14 protein-coding genes are annotated in these 17014 nt (G+C 72.7%); 2 read left to right on the forward strand and 12 right to left on the reverse strand.

Annotated elements, in window-relative coordinates; all coding sequences use genetic code 11:
* Window positions 1-142 precede the first annotated feature (142 nt).
* Window positions 143-640 carry a MarR family winged helix-turn-helix transcriptional regulator gene (locus tag C6361_RS23235; RefSeq protein WP_107268998.1) on the reverse strand — a complete coding sequence of 166 codons (498 nt, stop codon included), beginning with the start codon at window positions 638-640 and terminating at the stop codon, window positions 143-145.
* Window positions 641-722: 82 nt separating this feature from the next.
* Between C6361_RS23235 and C6361_RS23240 the strand changes: the two genes are divergently transcribed.
* On the forward strand, window positions 723-2060 hold the full coding sequence (locus C6361_RS23240) for a multidrug effflux MFS transporter (RefSeq protein ID WP_199853057.1): 1338 nt from the start codon (window positions 723-725) through the stop codon (window positions 2058-2060).
* A 58-nt stretch (window positions 2061-2118) separates the two neighbouring features.
* Here C6361_RS23240 and C6361_RS23245 read toward each other — a convergent pair whose 3' ends face one another.
* From C6361_RS23245 to C6361_RS23255, 3 genes are all read right to left on the reverse strand, one after another.
* Window positions 2119-2304, reverse strand: coding sequence for a DUF397 domain-containing protein (locus tag C6361_RS23245; RefSeq protein WP_107262823.1), 186 nt, complete (start codon window positions 2302-2304; stop codon window positions 2119-2121).
* On the reverse strand, window positions 2297-3073 hold the full coding sequence (locus tag C6361_RS23250) for a helix-turn-helix transcriptional regulator (protein ID WP_107262824.1): 777 nt from the start codon (window positions 3071-3073) through the stop codon (window positions 2297-2299). The genes C6361_RS23245 and C6361_RS23250 overlap by 8 nt, the downstream gene beginning before the upstream one ends.
* A gap of 995 nt (window positions 3074-4068) precedes the next feature.
* Window positions 4069-4899 carry a shikimate dehydrogenase gene (locus tag C6361_RS23255; RefSeq protein ID WP_107269000.1) on the reverse strand — a complete coding sequence of 277 codons (831 nt, stop codon included), beginning with the start codon at window positions 4897-4899 and terminating at the stop codon, window positions 4069-4071.
* Window positions 4900-5044: 145 nt separating this feature from the next.
* On the opposite strand from C6361_RS23255, the gene C6361_RS23260 reads away from it, so the two are divergent.
* On the forward strand, window positions 5045-6238 hold the full coding sequence (locus C6361_RS23260) for an RNA-guided endonuclease TnpB family protein (RefSeq protein ID WP_199853058.1): 1194 nt from the start codon (window positions 5045-5047) through the stop codon (window positions 6236-6238).
* Between the two features lies 1 nt (window position 6239).
* Here the strand turns inward: C6361_RS23260 and mltG are convergent, their stop codons facing one another.
* The 8 genes from mltG to C6361_RS23300 form a co-directional block, all read right to left on the reverse strand.
* A complete protein-coding gene (gene mltG / locus C6361_RS23265; RefSeq protein WP_107269002.1) occupies window positions 6240-7460 on the reverse strand; it encodes an endolytic transglycosylase MltG in 1221 nt (406 codons plus the stop codon).
* Complete coding sequence (gene ruvX, locus C6361_RS23270; RefSeq protein WP_107262828.1) at window positions 7457-7918, reverse strand: Holliday junction resolvase RuvX; 462 nt, start codon at window positions 7916-7918, stop codon at window positions 7457-7459. The genes mltG and ruvX overlap by 4 nt, the downstream gene beginning before the upstream one ends.
* A 162-nt stretch (window positions 7919-8080) precedes the next feature.
* Complete coding sequence (gene alaS, locus C6361_RS23275; RefSeq protein WP_107269003.1) at window positions 8081-10762, reverse strand: alanine--tRNA ligase; 2682 nt, start codon at window positions 10760-10762, stop codon at window positions 8081-8083.
* Window positions 10763-10810: 48 nt separating this feature from the next.
* Window positions 10811-11116 (reverse strand): hypothetical protein, encoded by a 306-nt coding sequence (locus tag C6361_RS23280; protein WP_107262830.1) that lies wholly within the window; start codon window positions 11114-11116, stop codon window positions 10811-10813.
* Between the two features lie 42 nt (window positions 11117-11158).
* A complete protein-coding gene (locus tag C6361_RS23285) occupies window positions 11159-11629 on the reverse strand; it encodes a DUF948 domain-containing protein (RefSeq protein WP_107262831.1) in 471 nt (156 codons plus the stop codon).
* 140 nt (window positions 11630-11769) lie between these two features.
* Entirely contained in the window at window positions 11770-12411 is a 642-nt protein-coding gene (locus C6361_RS23290) for a hypothetical protein (protein ID WP_107264449.1), read from the reverse strand.
* A 2534-nt stretch (window positions 12412-14945) separates the two neighbouring features.
* Window positions 14946-16700, reverse strand: coding sequence for a replication-associated recombination protein A (locus C6361_RS23295; protein ID WP_107271131.1), 1755 nt, complete (start codon window positions 16698-16700; stop codon window positions 14946-14948).
* 76 nt (window positions 16701-16776) lie between these two features.
* Window positions 16777-16998, reverse strand: a complete 222-nt coding sequence (locus tag C6361_RS23300) for a hypothetical protein (RefSeq protein WP_107271132.1) — start codon at window positions 16996-16998, stop codon at window positions 16777-16779.
* Window positions 16999-17014 lie beyond the last annotated feature (16 nt).

Here is a 17014-nt window from a genome sequence, read left to right on the forward strand (position 1 = left end):
GCCGGCCGCCCGCCGGTCAAGTTTGGCACGGCCCCGGTGCACCGCCGCGCACCGCCCGCGCCGTCCCGTTCTACGGACTGGCGGTCTCCCGCGGCTACGGACTGGCGGTCTCCGGCGGCTACGAACTGGCGATCTCCGGCGGCTACGAACTGGCGATCTCCGGCGGGCCGGGCGGCCGGGCGGCATGTTCCTGGTCGGCGAGCAGGTCGGCGAGGTGCCGCAGGTGGTCGGCGGCCCGCACGACGTCCCGCCGGGCCGGCTCGTCGAGCCGGTGCAGCGCGTCGAGCAGCAGGTCCCGCCGGTGTGCGACGTAGTCGCCGATCCGCAGGTGCGCGGCCGGGGTCAGCCGGAGCCGGACGATCCGCCGGTTCTGCGGGTCCCGGGTGCGCTCCAGCAGGCCGGCACCGGCGAGTTCGCCGACCAGGGTACTGACGGTGTTGGCGGCGGTGTGCAGCCGCTCGGCGGCCTCCTTCACGCTGACCCCGGGGCAGCGTTCGACCAGCCGGAGCACCTCCACCTGGGCGTCCGGCAGCGGTGTCCGGCCGGTACGCCGGCTGGTCGACCGGCGCAGTACCCGGTGCAGGTCGGCCACCGCGCCGCCGAGCGTCTCCGCCGCGCTGACCGTCGCCTCGTCGGTCATCCTCGCCCCCGTCGTCTCCCCGCCCGGCACCGTCCCGGCGTCGGCCACTTCACATCGCAACAACTCTGCATACAGAGCTAAAGTGTCGGCTGTTCCAAGATTAGGGGGACCAGTGAAGAGCGCGCGCTCCGCAGCACCGCCGGGCCGAGCCGCAGCAGTCGGACAACTCCTGCTGCTCAGTACCCTGACCGCGGTCGGCCCGCTCTCCCTCGACATGTACCTGCCGGCCTTCCCCGAGATGACCGACGACCTCTCCGCCACCCCGGCGCAGGTGCAGTACTCGCTCACCACCTTCCTGTTCGGCCTCGCCCTCGGGCAGCTCGTCACCGGGCCGCTCAGCGACCGGTGGGGCCGGCGCCGGCCGGTACTTGTCGGCGTCGTCGCGTACACCGTGACCAGCCTGCTCTGCGCGTTCGCCCCGTCGGCCGAGGCGCTCGCCGCGCTCCGCCTGCTCCAGGGCCTGGCCAGCGGTACCGGCGTCGTCGTCGCCCGGGCCATCGTCCGGGACCTGCACTCCGGCGTGGCGGCGGCGAAGTACTTCTCCCGGCTGACCCTGATCTTCGGAGTCGCCCCGGCCGCCGCGCCGGCCCTCGGCAACCTGGTACTCCAGTTCGGCTCCTGGCGGGCGGTCTTCGTCGTGCTGTCGGCGATCGGGCTGCTGCTCCTCGCCGCCGTCGCCTGGCGGCTGCCGGAGACGCTCCCGCCACAGCAACGGCACACCGGCGGGCCGGCCGCCACCGCCCGGGTGATGTGGGGGCTGCTCACCGACCGGGTCTACCTCGGATACGTACTCGCCCAGGGGCTGGCCTTCGCCGCGCTCTTCGCGTACATCTCCGGGTCCTCGTTCGTGATCCAGGACGTCTTCGCGCTCTCCGCCGGCTGGTTCACCCTGGTCTTCGCGGTGAACGCCGTCGGGATGACCGCGACCGGACAGCTCAACGCCCGGCTGCTCGACCGGTACAGTCCGCGCCGGCTGCTCGGCAGCGGCCTGGTCGCCGGCCTGCTGGCCGCCGGCGCCCTACTCGGCGGAGCGGCCACCGCGAACGTCCCGACCGTACTGGTCGCGCTCTTCGTCTTCGTCTCCTGCCTCGGGATGGTCCTGCCGAACGGGCTGGCCCTGGCCCTGGACCGGCACCCCCGGTACGCCGGCAGCGCCGCCGCGCTGCTCGGTGCGCTCCAGTTCACCATCGCCGCCGCCGTGGCACCGCTGGCCGGGATCGGCCCGGACGACAGCGCGGTGCCGATGGCCGTGTCGGTGCTCGGCAGCGCCGCGCTCTCCGCACTGGTGGTCCTCACCCTTGCCCGGGAAGGGCGGACGGGGACCGGCCGAACCGGCGGCGGAGCGACCGGGGCGCGTGAGCCTGCGAGAACCGAGCTATCGCGTACGTCCGCCGGTCCCGCCCGGGCCGAACGCAGATGAACGACGCCCCGCCGCCCGGGTCGTCCGGACAGCGGGGCGCTGGTCGTGTCTCTGCGGGCTACGGCCGCCGGGCTACCTCACCGACGAACGCCCGCCAGGCGGTCGGGCCGAACGTCAGGGTGCCGCCATCCCGATCCTTGGTGTCCCGGACCAGTACCCGGTCGGGAAGGTTGTCGGCAACCTCGACACAGTTACCCTGGTTGGTGCCGCTGCGGCTGCTCTTGTGCCAGTTCGGCTCAGTCATTGTTGTTGACCGCCTTCATGATCAGGTCTTGCGACAAGCTTACAGGCAGAGCTAGACCCCGGACGATCTCCCACAATCGCTCCAGTTCGTCGACGTCCGCCCCGTCGGTTACCGAACGTCCTCGAAGCTGGTCGTCAAGATAGACGGCCCGGCCTCGGGCCGGAAGGGTCGCCAGCACGAACGCTCCCTGAAGGCCAGGATGCAGGCCAGCGGCCCGGGGCACAATCAGGATCTGCACCTGCGGCCGGCGACCCACCTCGATCAGATGTTCTAGCTGACCCTTCATGACGTCGACAGGCCCATAGCTGAGGGCGACCTCACAAATGACCGCAGACAGCATCGGAGGGTTGGGCCGGTCGATCGTCGCAGCTTGCCGTTCACGTCGGACCTGCGTTGTCCGGTCAATCACCTCCCCGGGCAGCCTGCCGCTGGCCAGCAGCGCCCGGGTGTACGCCTCGGTCTGGAGTAGCCCGGGAATCAGGCTGTGTTCAAAGCAGCGCAACATGGTTGCCCGCTGCTCGTGCTCCGTCCAGGGGCGCAGCCAGGTGGGCCGGGCATCCTCCCGCGCCTCCCTGGTTGCACGCTGGATCTCGTCTCCGGTCTTGAAATGCTCGTCAAGGCGTTCGGCGGTGTCCGGCTGAGGAATCATCCGGCCCTGCTCGAACGCCGCGATCGATGCTCCACTCAGGCCAACAGCCGCCCCCACCTGATCCCGGGTTCGCTTCGCGCGCGTTCGTTGTGTCCTGAGGATCTCGCGTAGGTCATTCATCTAATCCACCCGGCTCCAGATCAACTAGTCAATATCCTTCAATACTCTCGCTCGCTTATCTTCCGCTCCAGGCAGGTCCAGGTCCAGGGTGGAGGGCAGACGATGAAGGACTGGCGCGCCAACCCTGACCATCCAACGCCTCAGGGGGCGTCCCATTGCGTCCCCACGAATGCGCTCCGCCGTCAAGGACGGGACCGATTCGGAAAGGCGCTCCTCGCCCCTTATCTCCGAGACTCTGAGAGGTGACCTAATGACCCTGGGAACCCGGCCCCACCGACGAGACTGGCGGCGACTGTGGCTGTACTGCCGATGTGGCCACCGCTGGGTCTGCCCAGACTCACTCAAAGGGATCCCGTTGCCATTCGGCCCCCCGCTGCGACCAATGACCGAAGCGGAGTACCGGGCCGGCATGGCGGCGTTCTCGCCCAAGGTCACGCGGTCGGAGCCGATCGGTCCGCCGCCGCCGAACACACGGTGGGCGCGGGAGGGCAGGGACGGCCGCTACCGGAAACGAGCGTCGGATGCCGAGCGCGCCGGTCGGGTATAACCGTGATCGGGCCACAGGAGCGCTGGTACCGGCACATGCGACGGCTCGCCCAGCGTCGCTACCCGACTGCAGACACCTCCCGGCGTACTCGTATAGCTGCCAGACCTGTCGCGACCCCTGGCCCTGCGCTCCCGCCCGCCTGGCCCTGCTCATCGGCTTCAGAGGCGACCGGGTCGGACTGATGATGTACCTCGCGGTACACCTCACCCGGGCGCTGCGAGCCATGCCCGACACACACCCCGCGCTGATCGCCGGACAGATCCTCTACTGGGTGCCCCGGCGCCGCCAGTGAGCTGCCCCGTCATCCGACCGACCGGCCCGCCTCGGTTCGCCGCCTTCCCCTCGGCGCTCCGGGGCGGGCCTCTGTGCGCCCGAGTTCCCGACGACCACCACGCGACCTCGCGGCCCGCCGGGCGGCAGGATCTCGTCGAACCGGCCCGGAGCCGGTTCAGTGCCCGGCGCGGGCGGCCGCGAGGGCGGAACGCATCTCGTGCACCGGGGCGGAAACCCCGGTGAACTGCTCGAACTGCCCGACCGCCTGGGCGAGCAGCAGGTCGAGGCCGGAGACGATCCGGCAGCCGGCCGCCGCCGCAGCCGCCGCGAGCGGAGTCGGCCACGGGTCGTAGACGACGTCGAAGAAAACCGTCTCGGGCCGCCAGGACCCGGCCGCCGCCGCGAACCCGTCGGCGGCGCCCTTCGGCACGGTGGAGATCACCAGATCCGCACCGTCCCGCCCGGCCGGAGCCGCCCACTCCGCGACCTCGAAGCGCAGCCCGAGCGCGTCGGCCAGCCGGGCCAGCTCGGCACCGGCGGCGGGACGGCGTACCCGGCAGGTGACCCGGCGGGCGGCCAGTTCGACGGCGGCGGCGAGCGCGGCTCGGGCCGTACCGCCGGCGCCGAGCAACACCACCTCCGCACCGGCCGGCACACCGGCGCCGGTCAGCACGTCGACCATCCCCGGTACGTCGGTGTTGTCGGCGGCCCAGGATCCGTCCTGCCGGCGTACCAGAGTGTTGGCGGCACCGATCGCGGCGGCGACCGGCGAGACCTCGCCGGCCACCGCGAGCGCCGCCTCCTTCAGCGGCATGGTCAGGGAGAGCCCCGCCCACTCCGGGCCGAGCCCGGCGACCAGGTCGGGCAGCTCGGCCTCGGCGCACTCGATCGCCGTGTACGACCACCCGGTCAACCCGGCCGCCGCGTAACCGGCGTTGTGGATCACCGGGGAGAGCGAGTGGGCGATCGGCTTGCCCAGCACCGCCGCCCGACGCTCGGCACTCACCTCGTCGTCATCAAGAGCCGCCCGAAAAACCCCTGGCTTCAGCCAGGGGGAGGAAAGTGCGGTCAGGTGTGCTGTTGGTTGTCGGCATGGCGTCGACTCCTCCGTGTGGGCGGAACTGTCGGATGCGGCTGGGATGCTCGCGGGTGTGGAAGAGGTGGTGCGGTACACCTACCGGTTGCGCCCCGGCGCGACCGCGGAGGCCGCGCTGCTGGCCGAGTGGGGGCGGTGTCGCTGGCTGTGGAACGAGGCCGTCCACCAGTACAAGACCGGCCGCAAACCCACCTTCGGAAAGCTGTCGAAGCTGCTGACCGAGGCACGGGCCCGCTCGTCGTGGCTGCGCGAAGGATCCCAGGTCGCGCAACAACAAACGCTGCGCACCTACGCTCTCGCTCTTCAGCACTCCTTCAAGGTGAAGGGACGGGGCCGGCCGAGACCGAAGCGGCGTAAAGACACCCTGCCTAGCCTCGGATACACGGTGCGTGGGTTCTCGATCCGCGACCAGCGGCTGCGGCTGCCCGGCGGCGTCACCATTCCCGTCGTCTGGTCCCGCGAACTGCCGAGCGCCCCGACCAGCGTCCGGATCTATCAGGACACGATCGGGCACTGGTACGCCTCCTTCGTCGTCCGCCGCGACACCACGCCCGCCCCCGACGTCGAGGGGGCGATCGGTGTCGACTGGGGCGTAACGACGACCGCGACGACCACCGACCCGGCTTACGACCTGCCACACCTCGGCCACCGGAAACGGTGTGCCGCCGAACTGGCCAAACTCCAGCGCCGGATGGCCCGCCGTCGGCGATCGAAGGGTGTCACGCCGTCGAACGGCTACCTGCGGGCCAAGCACCAGGCGGCGAAGCTGGCAAAGAAGGCGGCCCGGCAGAACACCCACGACGCTCGCGTCTGGGCGAAAAAGGTCGTCGACAACCATGCCACCATCGCCGTCGAGGACTTCACACCGACATTCCTCGCCAAATCCCGGATGGCGCGCAAGGCCGCTGACGCGGCGATCGGCGCGGCGAAACGGGAACTGATCAACCGTGGCATGCGGGCGGGCCGGAGGGTGGTGCTGGTACCGCCTGCCTACACCACGATGACCTGCTCGCAGTGCGGTACGAGAGCCAAGCACCGCCTCGGACTGGGTGTCAGAGTCTTCCGGTGCGACACCTGCGGACACACCGCCTGCCGCGACCGGAACGCCGCGAGGACGATCCTCGCCACGGCAGAACGCGGCCGTGCTGGTGCCGACGACGTAAGACATGCGATCACCTCCTCCCGGGATGGTCGTCTCGTGCGGTCCGAGCCAGAAATCCCCCGACTTCCAGCCATGGGGAAGCGTTAACTCAGAGCACGCCGTTCTCGCGGGCCTTCTGGATGTTCCGCTCGTGCTCCTCGTTGGTGGTGGCGAACTCGGAGTGGCCCTCCTTGTCGACCGCCACGAAGAACAGCCAGGTCCCCTTCGGCGGGTTCATCGCCCCTTCCAGGGCCTTCTGACCGGGGTTGTTGATCGGCCCCGGTGGCAGCCCGGCCTTGCCATGCATCCGGTACGGGTTGTTCTTGTCGAAGAGTTCGGCGTCCGTCATGTCCCCGGACCGCTTGGTCTTCTTGCCGGTCAACTCCCAGTAGTAGTTGACCCCGACGTCGAACTCCAGGCACCCGGTCAGGCCGTTGCCGTTCTTGCAGTAGTGGTCGCCGCTGTAGATGCGGTTGTAGGCCACCCGGGCGACCTTGCCGAGGTCGTCGGCGTTGCCCGCCTCGGCCTGGGCGAGCGACGCCACGATCAGCGCCTCGTACGGGCTGATCTCGCGCTCCTTCTGCACCCGGTCGACGAAGTCGATCTCCTCGGCGACCGACATGAACCGCTGCACCATCAGCTTGAGGATCGCCTCGGCACTGGCGTTCGGCGGAAGCTCGTAGGTGTCCGGGAAGAGGAAGCCCTCGATCGACTTACGCGCCGACTGCTTGTCGTCGCGGTTGAACCAGAAGTCGGCGATGCCGAGCCCCTTCAGGTCCTTGGCGGCCGTCTCGAAGTCCTTCACCGGGAGCTTCGTCTCGGCCGCCAGCGCCTTGAAGATCTGCTTGGCCGTCGCGCCCTCCTTGACCAGGAAGCCGTTGACCAGCTTGTTCTTCAGGTCGAGCAGCAGGCCCAGCGCGGCCTTCGCGTTCATCTCCTTGCGGACCTTGTAGGTGCCCGGCTGGATGTTCTGGCTCCGCGAGTTCTCCTGGGCCGCCTCGATGAACGCCTTGGTGCTCTTGACGACGCCGGCCGCGACCAGCGTGTCGGCGATCTCGGCGATGCTCTGGCCCTCTTCGACCTGGACCTGGATCTCACCGCTGCCGGTGCCGTCGTAGTCCGGCGTGACGAAGTAGCCCTGCACCCGGTCGAAGCCGTACCAGCCGGCGCCGCCGAGGACGCCGAGCAGCACGAACGTCATCAACAGTGCGGCGACCGTGCGGCCCCGCCCGCCACGCTTCTTCTTGCCGTCGCGTTTGCGCTGCGCGCCGCGCCGGTGGCGTCCCTTCTCCGCACGCTCGTCGAACGCGAGCTCCAACTCGTCGATCATCCTGTCCGCCTCCGCTGCCTGTCCAGCCAGCTCTGCAGAATCTCCACCGCGGCCGCCTGATCGACCACCGCCCGTTGACGCCGTCCTCGGACGCCCCGCTCGGCTAGCCTACGAGAAGCCACGACGGTCGACATCCTTTCATCCACCAGATCGACCGGCACGGGCGCGATCGCGGCGGCCAGCCGCCGGGCGTACGCCTTCGCCTGGGTCGCCGCCGGGCCGTGCGCCCCGGCGAGGGTCACCGGCAGCCCGACCACCACCGTGACCACCTCGTGGAGTACGACGAGCCGCGCGAGTTCCGAGATATCGGCTGGAACCGCCTCAATACCGGTCTTCAGGTCCCGGGCCAGCGTCACCAGCGGGGTGGCCAGCACCCCGTCCGGGTCGGAGAGCGCCACGCCCACCCGTACCTGGCCGACGTCCACGCCGAGCCGCACGCCACGGACCGGAGTCGTCATCGTGCCGTGCCAGGGGAAGGTCGGTTCATCGTGTTACGCCACCGGAAAACTGGATCATCCGATTCCTGTCGGCCGGCCCGGGGCAACTCGGCCCGGCCGGCGGGCCGTCGTGGCTGGAGATCCAACCACAACGGCCCGCCGGGGAGCAACCAGTGCCGCAGGTCACGCCTCGACTAGCGCCTTCTCGACCGCGGCCAGCAGGCTCGGCGCCTCGCCGGCCGGCAGGCCGCCGCCCTGGGCCAGGTCGGCGTTGCCGCCGCCCCGGCCGGAGAGGGCGGCCTTGACCAGAACCGCCGCCGAGACACCCCGATCCTTCGCAGCGCCGTTCACCGCGACCACCAGCGACGCCTTGCCGTTCGCCCGGGCCGCCACCGCGACCACCGCCGGACGCGCCGCGTCGATCTTGCCCCGGATCTCCTGGGCGAGAGTACGCACGTCGTTGCCGGCCGCGCCCTCCGGCGCCTCGGTGCCGACGAAGGCGACCCCGCGGATGTCCCGGGCCGCCGAGGCGAGCGCCGCCGCACCGCCCAGCACCAGTTGGGCGCGCAGCTTTTCCAACTCCCGCTCGGCGTCCCGGAGTTGGGCGACGGTCTGCTCGACCCGGTCCGCCACCTGGTCACCGGGGACCCGGTACAGCTCGGCCAGCCGGGAGACCAGCAGGTGCTCCTTGGCCAGGAACCGGAACGCGTCGAGCCCGACGAGCGCCTCGACCCGGCGTACCCCGGAGCCGATCGAGGACTCGGAGAGGATCTTGACCAGGCCGAGCTGGGCGCTACGGGCGACGTGGGTACCACCGCACAGCTCGCGGGCGTAGTCGCCGACCTCGACCACCCGCACCTCGTCGCCGTACTTTTCGCCGAAGAGCGCCATCGCGCCGAGCCGGCGGGCCTCCTCCTGCGAGGTGATGAAGGCGTGCACCTCCAGGTCGGCGAGGAGCACCTCGTTGACCTGCTGCTCGACGTCGCGCAGCACGCTCGGCGCCACCCCGGTCGGGGTGTTGAAGTCGAAACGCAGCCGGCCCGGGGCGTTCAGCGAACCGGCCTGGGTCGCCGACTCGCCGAGGAAGTTGCGCATCGTCTGGTGCACGAGGTGCGTCGCGGTGTGCGACCGGGAGATCGCGCGGCGGCGTACCACGTCGATCTCGGCGAGCCCGGCCTCGCCGGTGCGTACCTCGCCCCGAACCACCCGGGCCCGGTGCACGATCAGCCCCGGGATCGGCTGCTGCACGTCGAGCACCTCGACCTGACCGGCGCCGACGGTGACCAGGCCGACGTCCGGCTGCTGACCGCCGCCCTCCGCGTAGAACGGGGTCGCGTCCAGCACCAGTTCGATCGTGTCACCCTCGCCGGCCACCTCGACCGGCACGCCGCCGGCACCGAGCAGCGCCCGCACCGACGACTCCCGGGAGACCTCGGTGTAGCCGGTGAACTGCACCGGCCCGCCGGAGTCGAGCACCGAACGGTACGCCGACAGGTCCACGTGCCCGGTCTTGCGGGCCTGCGCGTCGGCCTTGGCCCGGGCCCGCTGGTCGGCCATCAGCCGGCGGAACCCGTCCTGGTCCACCGACAGCCCCTGCTCGGCGGCGATCTCCAGGGTCAGGTCGATCGGGAAGCCGTACGTGTCGTGCAGCTGGAACGCCTTGTCGCCGGAGAGCTTCGCCCCGCCCGCCGAACGGGTCTCGGCGATCGCGGTGTCCAGGATCGTCGTACCCGCCCGCAGGGTGGCCAGGAACGCGTCCTCCTCGGCGTACGCGTACGACGAGATCCGGTCGAACTCGCCCGCCAGCTCCGGGTAGGACGGGGACATGCAGTCCCGGGCCACCGGCAGCAGCTCCGGCAGCGCCCGGTCCTGCCAGCCGAGCAGCCGCATCGCCCGGATCGCCCGGCGCATGATCCGGCGCAGCACGTAGCCGCGTCCCTCGTTCGCCGGGGTCACCCCGTCACCGATCAGCATCAGCGCGGTCCGCACGTGGTCGGCGACCACCCGCAGCCGTACGTCGTCCGGGTGCGACTCGCTCGCCGCGTGCCCGGAGTTCGCGCCGTACCGCCGGCCGGTCAACTCCGCCGCCCGGTCCAGGATCGGCCGCACCTCGTCGATCTCGTAGAGGTTGTCGACCCCCTGGAGGATCGCGGCCATCCGCTCCAGGCCCATCCCGGTGTCGATGTTCTTCGCCGGCAGGTCGCCGAGGATCGGGAAGTTCTCCTTGTCGGTGCCCGGACCCCGCTCGAACTGCATGAAGACGAGGTTCCAGAACTCCAGGTAGCGATCCTCGTCGACCGCCGGCCCACCGTCCCGGCCGTACGCCGGACCCCGGTCGTAGTAGATCTCCGAACAGGGCCCGCACGGCCCCGGAATCCCCATCGACCAGAAGTTGTCCGCCTTGCCCCGCCGGACGATCCGCTCCGCCGGCACCCCGGTCTTGCGCCAGATCGCCTCGGCCTCGTCGTCGTCGAGATAGACGGTCGGCCAGATCCGCTCCGGGTCCAGCCCGAAACCGCCCTCGGCGACCGGCTTGGTGACCAGCTCCCAGGCGAGCGCGATCGCGCCCTCCTTGAAGTAGTCACCGAACGAGAAGTTCCCGTTCATCTGGAAGAAGGTGCCGTGCCGGCTGGTCTTGCCCACCTCGTCGATGTCCGGGGTACGGATGCACTTCTGCACCGACACCGCCCGCCTAAACGGCGGCGTCTGCTGCCCGAGGAAGTACGGCACGAACTGCACCATGCCGGCGTTGACGAACAACAGGTTCGGGTCGTCGATCGCCGGCAGCGGAGCGGACGGCACCACCGTGTGTCCGTTGGCCTCGAAGTGCGCCAGGTAGCGCCGCTTGACTTCCGCCGTCTTCATCTCGTGCCTTCCTCCGGAAACCTCATCTGGTGCCATCCTCCGGAAGCCTCATCTGGTGCCATCCTCCGGAAACAACTCGCGGTCGCCGATGCGCGGGTCCTCGCGCAGCTCCTCGAACTGGTCGTCGAACGCGACGCCCTCGGCGAACGCCTGGTGGATCTGCTGCTCACGCTCGGCCATGCCGTCCCGGACATCGTCCGCGAAGTCCCGCAGGGACTGCACCAGACCACCCGCCGACTCCGCCAGCGAACTCGCGATGCCACCCGGCGTGTACGCCTGGGCGGTGCGGGTCAGCTTGCGGACCACCAGGGCGCCGACGGCCAGCCCGATGCCCAACCAGAGCAGTCGTTTCATGGCCTCATCCTTCCTCCGTACCGGATCGCCGTGTGCGGCGGGTCAGCGTGCGCTGCGCCGGGCGGCCCGACGCTGCTGCTTGATGGTGGTACGGACCTCGCGCTCCTGTTCGGCGTGCCGCCGGGCCGAGGCGGCCTTGCGCACGCCGTACCCGAAGGCAGCCACCTTGACCAGCGGATTCGCCGCCGCCGCCGAGACCACCGTGCTCAGGTTGGCGATGTTCGCGGTGACGTTCTGGGCGTGACCGGTCATCGTGTCGATCTTGGCGAGCTGGATGTTCACCCCGTCCAGCGAGGTGTGCACCTGCCCGAGCGCGGTGTTCACGTTCTCCACCGTGACGTTCATGTTGGCGAGCAGCGGCGCCGTGCGGTCATTGATGTCGTTGATCGCCTGGGTCGCCGCGTCCACCGTGTTGCCCAGCCGCCAGATCGGCCTGGCCAGCACCAACACCAGCATCAGGAACGCCCCGGCAGCGACGAGCGCAGCGATCTGGCCGATCTCTCCAGCGTCCACCCGTGTCCTCCTCTATGCACCGTCTCGGATATCGCGCGCGACCGTCTCACCCGGACGTCCGGCGCCGTCCCACGACGGTTACCCGGAATGCCCTTCGGAGTACCAACCCCGAACCCTACCGTCGGTGACGACCGACGGCCTCACGACGGGGTGGGTGTGGGCGTCAGCCCGCCGAGCGGATCGTCGGTGAAGAGCGGGTCCGGGTCCACGCCGGTGAGCGACGGATCGGTGGTCGGCTGCGGGCCGATCCGGTCGTCCGCGATCGCGTTACGCACCTTGATCGAGACGAGCGCACCGTCGCAGTTCACCCCCTCCGGCCCGGTCGTGGCCGGCGGCGGCGACGCGCCCGGTACGGAGAGCGCCGGGTCGGGGCAGGCCGGCTTCCGTACCCACATGTCGAGGGTCAACTCGTCCCGGCGCCAGCAGGTGTAGTGCCCCTCCACCGGCTGCTCCGGGCAGAGCGCCACCTTCCACGGCCGCCACCCCTCGCGGGTCAGCGCGGCCTCGTAGACCTGCGCCGTCTCCTCCCACGGCCGGTCCGACTCGACGGTCCGCTCCCGGAAGCGGCACTCGATGAAGCACCACCGGCTGCCGCTCACCCCGTCGACCGTGTCGGTGGCGGCCCAGGCCGGCACCGCCAGCGCGTCGAGGGAGTTGAACACCGGATCCCGGGTCGCGGCCCGGACCCCGAAGTACGTCGGCAGGGCACCGAGCACCAGCAGGCTGGCCAGGAGCAGCGCGATCGTCTTCAACCGACGCTGCTCACGCAGTTGACGCCGCAACTCCGCCCGGGCACCCCGGGCCGGCTCCGCCGACGGCTGCGCCGGATCGTCGAGTTCCGTACCGCCGTCGGGGCGGGCTCCGGCGACCGGCGGCGGGACCGCGGACCGGGCCGTCCCGTCCGGTCGGGGCGGGGCGTCGGGGCGGGCGGCGCCGTCCGGGCGTACCGGCGGGCGGGTCGGTGACTCGGGCCGGACCGGCGGATCGGGCCGGACCGCCTCGTCCCGGGACGGGCCGTCCGGCAGGCCCGATGCGGGCCGGACCGTCGGCACCCGACCGGCCTGGACCGGGGCGGGGCGGGGCAAGGTACCGGCGCCGGGTTCCCGGATCGGTCCGGCCGGCGGGGCGGAACCGGGTCCAGGGTGGACGGGTGCGGCGGGTCCCCGGGCCGCTGCCCGAACGGGGCCGCCGGGCGTCGCGGCGGCACCGGGCCGCCCCGGTACGCCGACGTCCAGACCGGCACCACCCGGTCGACCGGCCGGGCCACCGTCGACGGGCGTACCGGCCCGACCGGCGGCCGGACGACCGCCGGGAACCTCACCCCGGCCCGGTACCGGCGGGCCGCTGCGGTCGGCCGGCACGGCAGGGTACCGGCCGCCCGGCGCGGCGCGCCGCTCCGCCGGTTCCACCGGGGTCCGGCCGAGCCCGGTGACCCGCGCGGATCCCGGCTCGCCACCCGGCTCGACCGGACGGGGGGCACCGCCGCGCGGCGGGACGGTCCGGGAAGCGCCCGGCGCCACCGGGGCACCGGCTCCGGACGGAGCTCCGGCGGCCGGAAGATCGCCGCGGGTACCGGCGCCGGGCGGTGGTGCGACGGCGCCGTGCCGCCCGGGTACGACCGGCGGCAGCCCGCCGTGCCGGCCGCCACCCGTACCGTCGCCCTCGAACGGGGGTCCCGACGGAGTCGTACCGCCGGGGCGGCCCCGGGGGATCCGTCCGCCGTCCCGGGAGTCGTCGGTCGACGGTGCCCCGTGCCGGCCCGGGCCCGGATGCCCGGCGTCGAAGCCGTCCGGCCCGGACGGTGGCCGGTTGACCGCCCTGCCCGGCCTGGCCACCGAGCCCGGCGCGGATGCCGAACCCGGCCCGGCTACCGGCCGGCCGCCCGCGTCGGGGCCGGCCGGACCACCCGGGACCGGACCACCCGGGACCGGCGGAAACCCTGGCGCCCCGGCGCCGGACGCCGGGGCCGGTGGCCCGTATCCGGCGGCCGGGGTGACCGGGCGGACGCCGCCCCGGCCAGCCTTGCGGATCCAGTCGGCGGGCCGTTCCGGGTGGCCGGACGGGCGGGTCTCCCGCTCGCCGGCCGAGTGCGCGCCACCCGGGACGGGATGCGCCGCCGAGCCGGGCGGACCGCTCACCGCGGCGTGCGCACCGCCACCGGCGGCGTGCGCCGCACCAGCGGCGTGCGTACCACCGGGGGCGGAGTGCGTACCGGGGGCGGAGTGCGTTCCACCCGGGGCGGAGTGCGTACCACCCGGGGCGGAGTGCGTACCGGCGTCGGCGGAGTGCGCTCCGGAGGGGGGCGGAGCGGTGCCGGGGCGACGCGCGCCCAGCACCGGGCCGCCGCGTCCCGGCCCGCCCTGGTCACGCTCGGCGGCACCGGGCCGACCCGGTACGGCCGGAGCGGTCGGCACCGGTGGCGCGTTGCCGGAGGCCGGTACCACGAATTCCCCGCTGGTCGGCGGCGCGACCCGCCCGGCGGAGCCGGCCGGGCTGCCCGGACCGGCGAAGTCACCGGAGGCGGAGCCGGCCGACCGGCCGTGCCGACCGTCGCCGGGTTCGCTGGGCGGGGCCGCCCGGCGACCCGGGGACGACTCCTCGGCGCGGCCGCCCGCTGCCCGCCGCCCCGCAGCCGCGTCGACCGGCGCGGCGCCGTGCCGGGGCTGGTGCCCGGCGGGGGGTACCGGCTCACCCGGCCACGGTGCGGCGCCGGGCCGCATCGCCGGCTCGCCCCGGTCGCCGCCGGGACGACGCTCCGACGCCGGCCCGGTCCAGGCCGCCGGAGCGGGCTCGGCCGGGCGGCCGGGTCGACCGAGCGGTGGCGCCGGCACGACCGGCGGGACCACCGGGGTCGGGGTCGGCGGGACCACCGGGGAACGCGGCTCGGCGCGCGGCGGCTGGGGGCCGGAGCCCCGCACGGGCGGGGCCGGCTCGGCGGGCTCGGCTGCCCGCCGGGGCGGTGCCGGCGGCTCCGGCTCGTCGCGGCGCCGGCCTGGCCCGGCCATCGGATCCGTCGGCGGCAACCCGGGCGAGGGCACCGAGCCGGTGTCGTCCGGGCCGGCCTCGGGCAGCCGCTCGTAGGCGGCGGGGACCCGGGCCGGCGGGTCGGCCGGGGTGGTGCCGTCGGCCGGGCCGATGTCGACCTTCTGCTCCTTGGCGGTACGCAGGTCGGTGATCCAGCCGAGCTCCTCGCCGCTGACCTCCGGCTGCTCGGGCGGAGTCTCCTCCGACCTGCCCCGGCCCCAGCGGCGTCCCTTGCCCCGTGGTTCCCGCCGCTCGTCGTGGCCGTCCTCGCCCCGGTCCGAACCGCGCGATCTCACTGGTCTTCCTCCCCCTCGGGCGTCCCGCCGCCGTCTGCTGTCACCCTGCCGCTCACGGCATCCTCCGGTGTCTCGCCGCTCGCGGCGCCCTCCGGCACCCTGCCGCTCGCGGCATCCGCCGGCCCCCTGCCGTTCCCGGCACCCTCCGGGGCGTCGCCGCTCGCGGCACCCTCCGGTGCGTCGCCGTTCGCGGCATCCGCCGCCGGCACCCTGCCGTTCGCGGCATCCGCCGCCGGCACCCTGCCGTTCGCGGCATCCTGCGGTGCCTCGCCGTTCGGGGTCTCCCCCGGTGCCTCGCCGGGCGCTGTCGCCGGGGCCCGCCTGTCGGGGCCGCCCCCACCTCCGGCCTGCCTGGCAGTGCCGCCGGTCGGCGGCGGGCTCTGGCCCCGGACGATCCGGCGCAGCAGCGGCAGCCGGGATTCGACGGCTCGCTCCGCGCCGTGTCCGCTCGGCTGGTAGTAGTCCACCCCGACCAGGTCGTCCGGGACGTACTGCTGGGTGACCACCCCCCGGTGGTCGTCGTGCGGATAGCGGTAGCCGGTGCCGTGCCCCAGCCCCCGCGCCCCGGAATAGTGCGCGTCGCGCAGCGCCCGGGGCACCGAACCGCCCCGACCGGCCCGTACGTCGCCGATCGCCGCGCCGATCGCCATGGTCGCCGAGTTGGACTTCGGCGCGGTGGCCATGTGGATGACGGCATGGGCGAGGTTGAGCTGTGCCTCGGGCAGGCCGACGTACTCCACGGCGTGCGCCGTGGCGGTGGCGACGCCCAGCGCGGTCGGATCGGCCATCCCGACGTCCTCACTCGCGAAGATCACGATCCGCCGGGCGATGAACCGGGCGTCCTCGCCCGCCACCAGCATCCGGGCCAGCCAGTGCAGTGCCGCGTCCACATCGGAACCCCGCATGCTCTTGATGAAGGCGCTCACCACGTCGTAGTGGGCGTCGCCGTCGCGGTCGTAACGGACCGCCGCCACGTCGACGGCCTGCTCGGCGGTGGCCAGGTTGATCACGGTCTCGCCCAGGGCCGTGGCCGAGCCGGCCGCCGCCTCCAGCGCGGTGAGCGCCTTGCGTACGTCCCCGCCGGCCAGCCGGACGAGGTGCTCCTCGGCGTCGGGGGCGAGGGTCAGCGTGCCGGCCAGTCCGCGCTCGTCGGCGACGGCACGGCGGAGCAGTCCGCGTACCGCGTCGTCGTCCAGCGGTTGCAGGGTGAGCAGTACGCACCGGGAGAGCAGTGGCGAGATGACCGAGAAGTACGGGTTCTCCGTGGTGGCCGCCAGCAGGGTGACCGTACGGTCCTCGACGGCCGCCAACAGGGAGTCCTGCTGGGTCTTGCTGAACCGGTGCACCTCGTCGATGAAGAGTACGGTCGGACGCCCGCCGGCCCGCCGCTCGCGACGGGCGGTGTCGATCACCGCGCGAACGTCCTTCACCCCCGCGGAGAGCGCCGACATCGCCACGAAGCGTCGCTCGGTGGCCCGGGCCACCAGGTGCGCGATGGTGGTCTTGCCGCTGCCCGGTGGCCCCCACAGGATCACCGACATCGGTGACGCGCCGGTCACGAGCTGTCGCAGCGGCGCCCCGGGTGCGAGCAGATGGTCCTGCCCGATCAGCTCGTCCAGGCTGGCCGGACGCATCCGGACCGGCAGCGGCGAGTCGGCGGAGGGTACGGTGAAGCCGTCGGCGGCGGTCCCGGCCGGCGCGCTGCGCCCGCCTGCGGGATCGACGAGTGAGAATAGGCCGTCGGACTCCATCACGAAGACATTACCGGCCCGGTTTCCGGTGCCGGAAATGCACCGATAACCGGGCCGGTCGTGGTTCCGACGGAGATCAGCCCCGACCAGGCCGGCGACCCCGGTACCACCGTCCGCCACCGCCACCGCCGGCGGTGCGGGGGCCGCGACCCACTCCGGCGAGGTAGAGGGCGAGGCAGAGCAGTCCGATCAGCACCAGGGTGGAGAAGTTGAACAGGTCGGGCGCGCCCAGGTTCTCGTCGAACAGGTCCAGCAGCAGCGCGAAGGCGAAAACTCCGGCGGCGATGTAGGCAAGCATGAGTTCCTCCCGGCGG

It is taken from the genome of Plantactinospora sp. BC1 (genome assembly GCF_003030345.1).
Lineage (GTDB): Bacteria > Actinomycetota > Actinomycetes > Mycobacteriales > Micromonosporaceae > Plantactinospora.

What these genes read in the sequence shown, in the direction of transcription:
- ruvX (WP_107262828.1), bottom strand. Translation starts at nt 7,918, where the DNA reads ATGACGACTCCGGTCCGTGGCGTGCGGCTCGGCGTGGACGTCGGCCAG.
- C6361_RS23250 (WP_107262824.1), bottom strand. Translation starts at nt 3,073, where the DNA reads ATGAATGACCTACGCGAGATCCTCAGGACACAACGAACGCGCGCGAAG.
- C6361_RS23280 (WP_107262830.1), bottom strand. Translation starts at nt 11,116, where the DNA reads ATGAAACGACTGCTCTGGTTGGGCATCGGGCTGGCCGTCGGCGCCCTG.
- alaS (WP_107269003.1), bottom strand. Translation starts at nt 10,762, where the DNA reads ATGAAGACGGCGGAAGTCAAGCGGCGCTACCTGGCGCACTTCGAGGCC.
- C6361_RS23300 (WP_107271132.1), bottom strand. Translation starts at nt 16,998, where the DNA reads ATGCTTGCCTACATCGCCGCCGGAGTTTTCGCCTTCGCGCTGCTGCTG.
- C6361_RS23295 (WP_107271131.1), bottom strand. Translation starts at nt 16,700, where the DNA reads ATGGAGTCCGACGGCCTATTCTCACTCGTCGATCCCGCAGGCGGGCGC.
- mltG (WP_107269002.1), bottom strand. Translation starts at nt 7,460, where the DNA reads ATGATCGACGAGTTGGAGCTCGCGTTCGACGAGCGTGCGGAGAAGGGA.
- C6361_RS23235 (WP_107268998.1), bottom strand. Translation starts at nt 640, where the DNA reads ATGACCGACGAGGCGACGGTCAGCGCGGCGGAGACGCTCGGCGGCGCG.
- C6361_RS23245 (WP_107262823.1), bottom strand. Translation starts at nt 2,304, where the DNA reads ATGACTGAGCCGAACTGGCACAAGAGCAGCCGCAGCGGCACCAACCAG.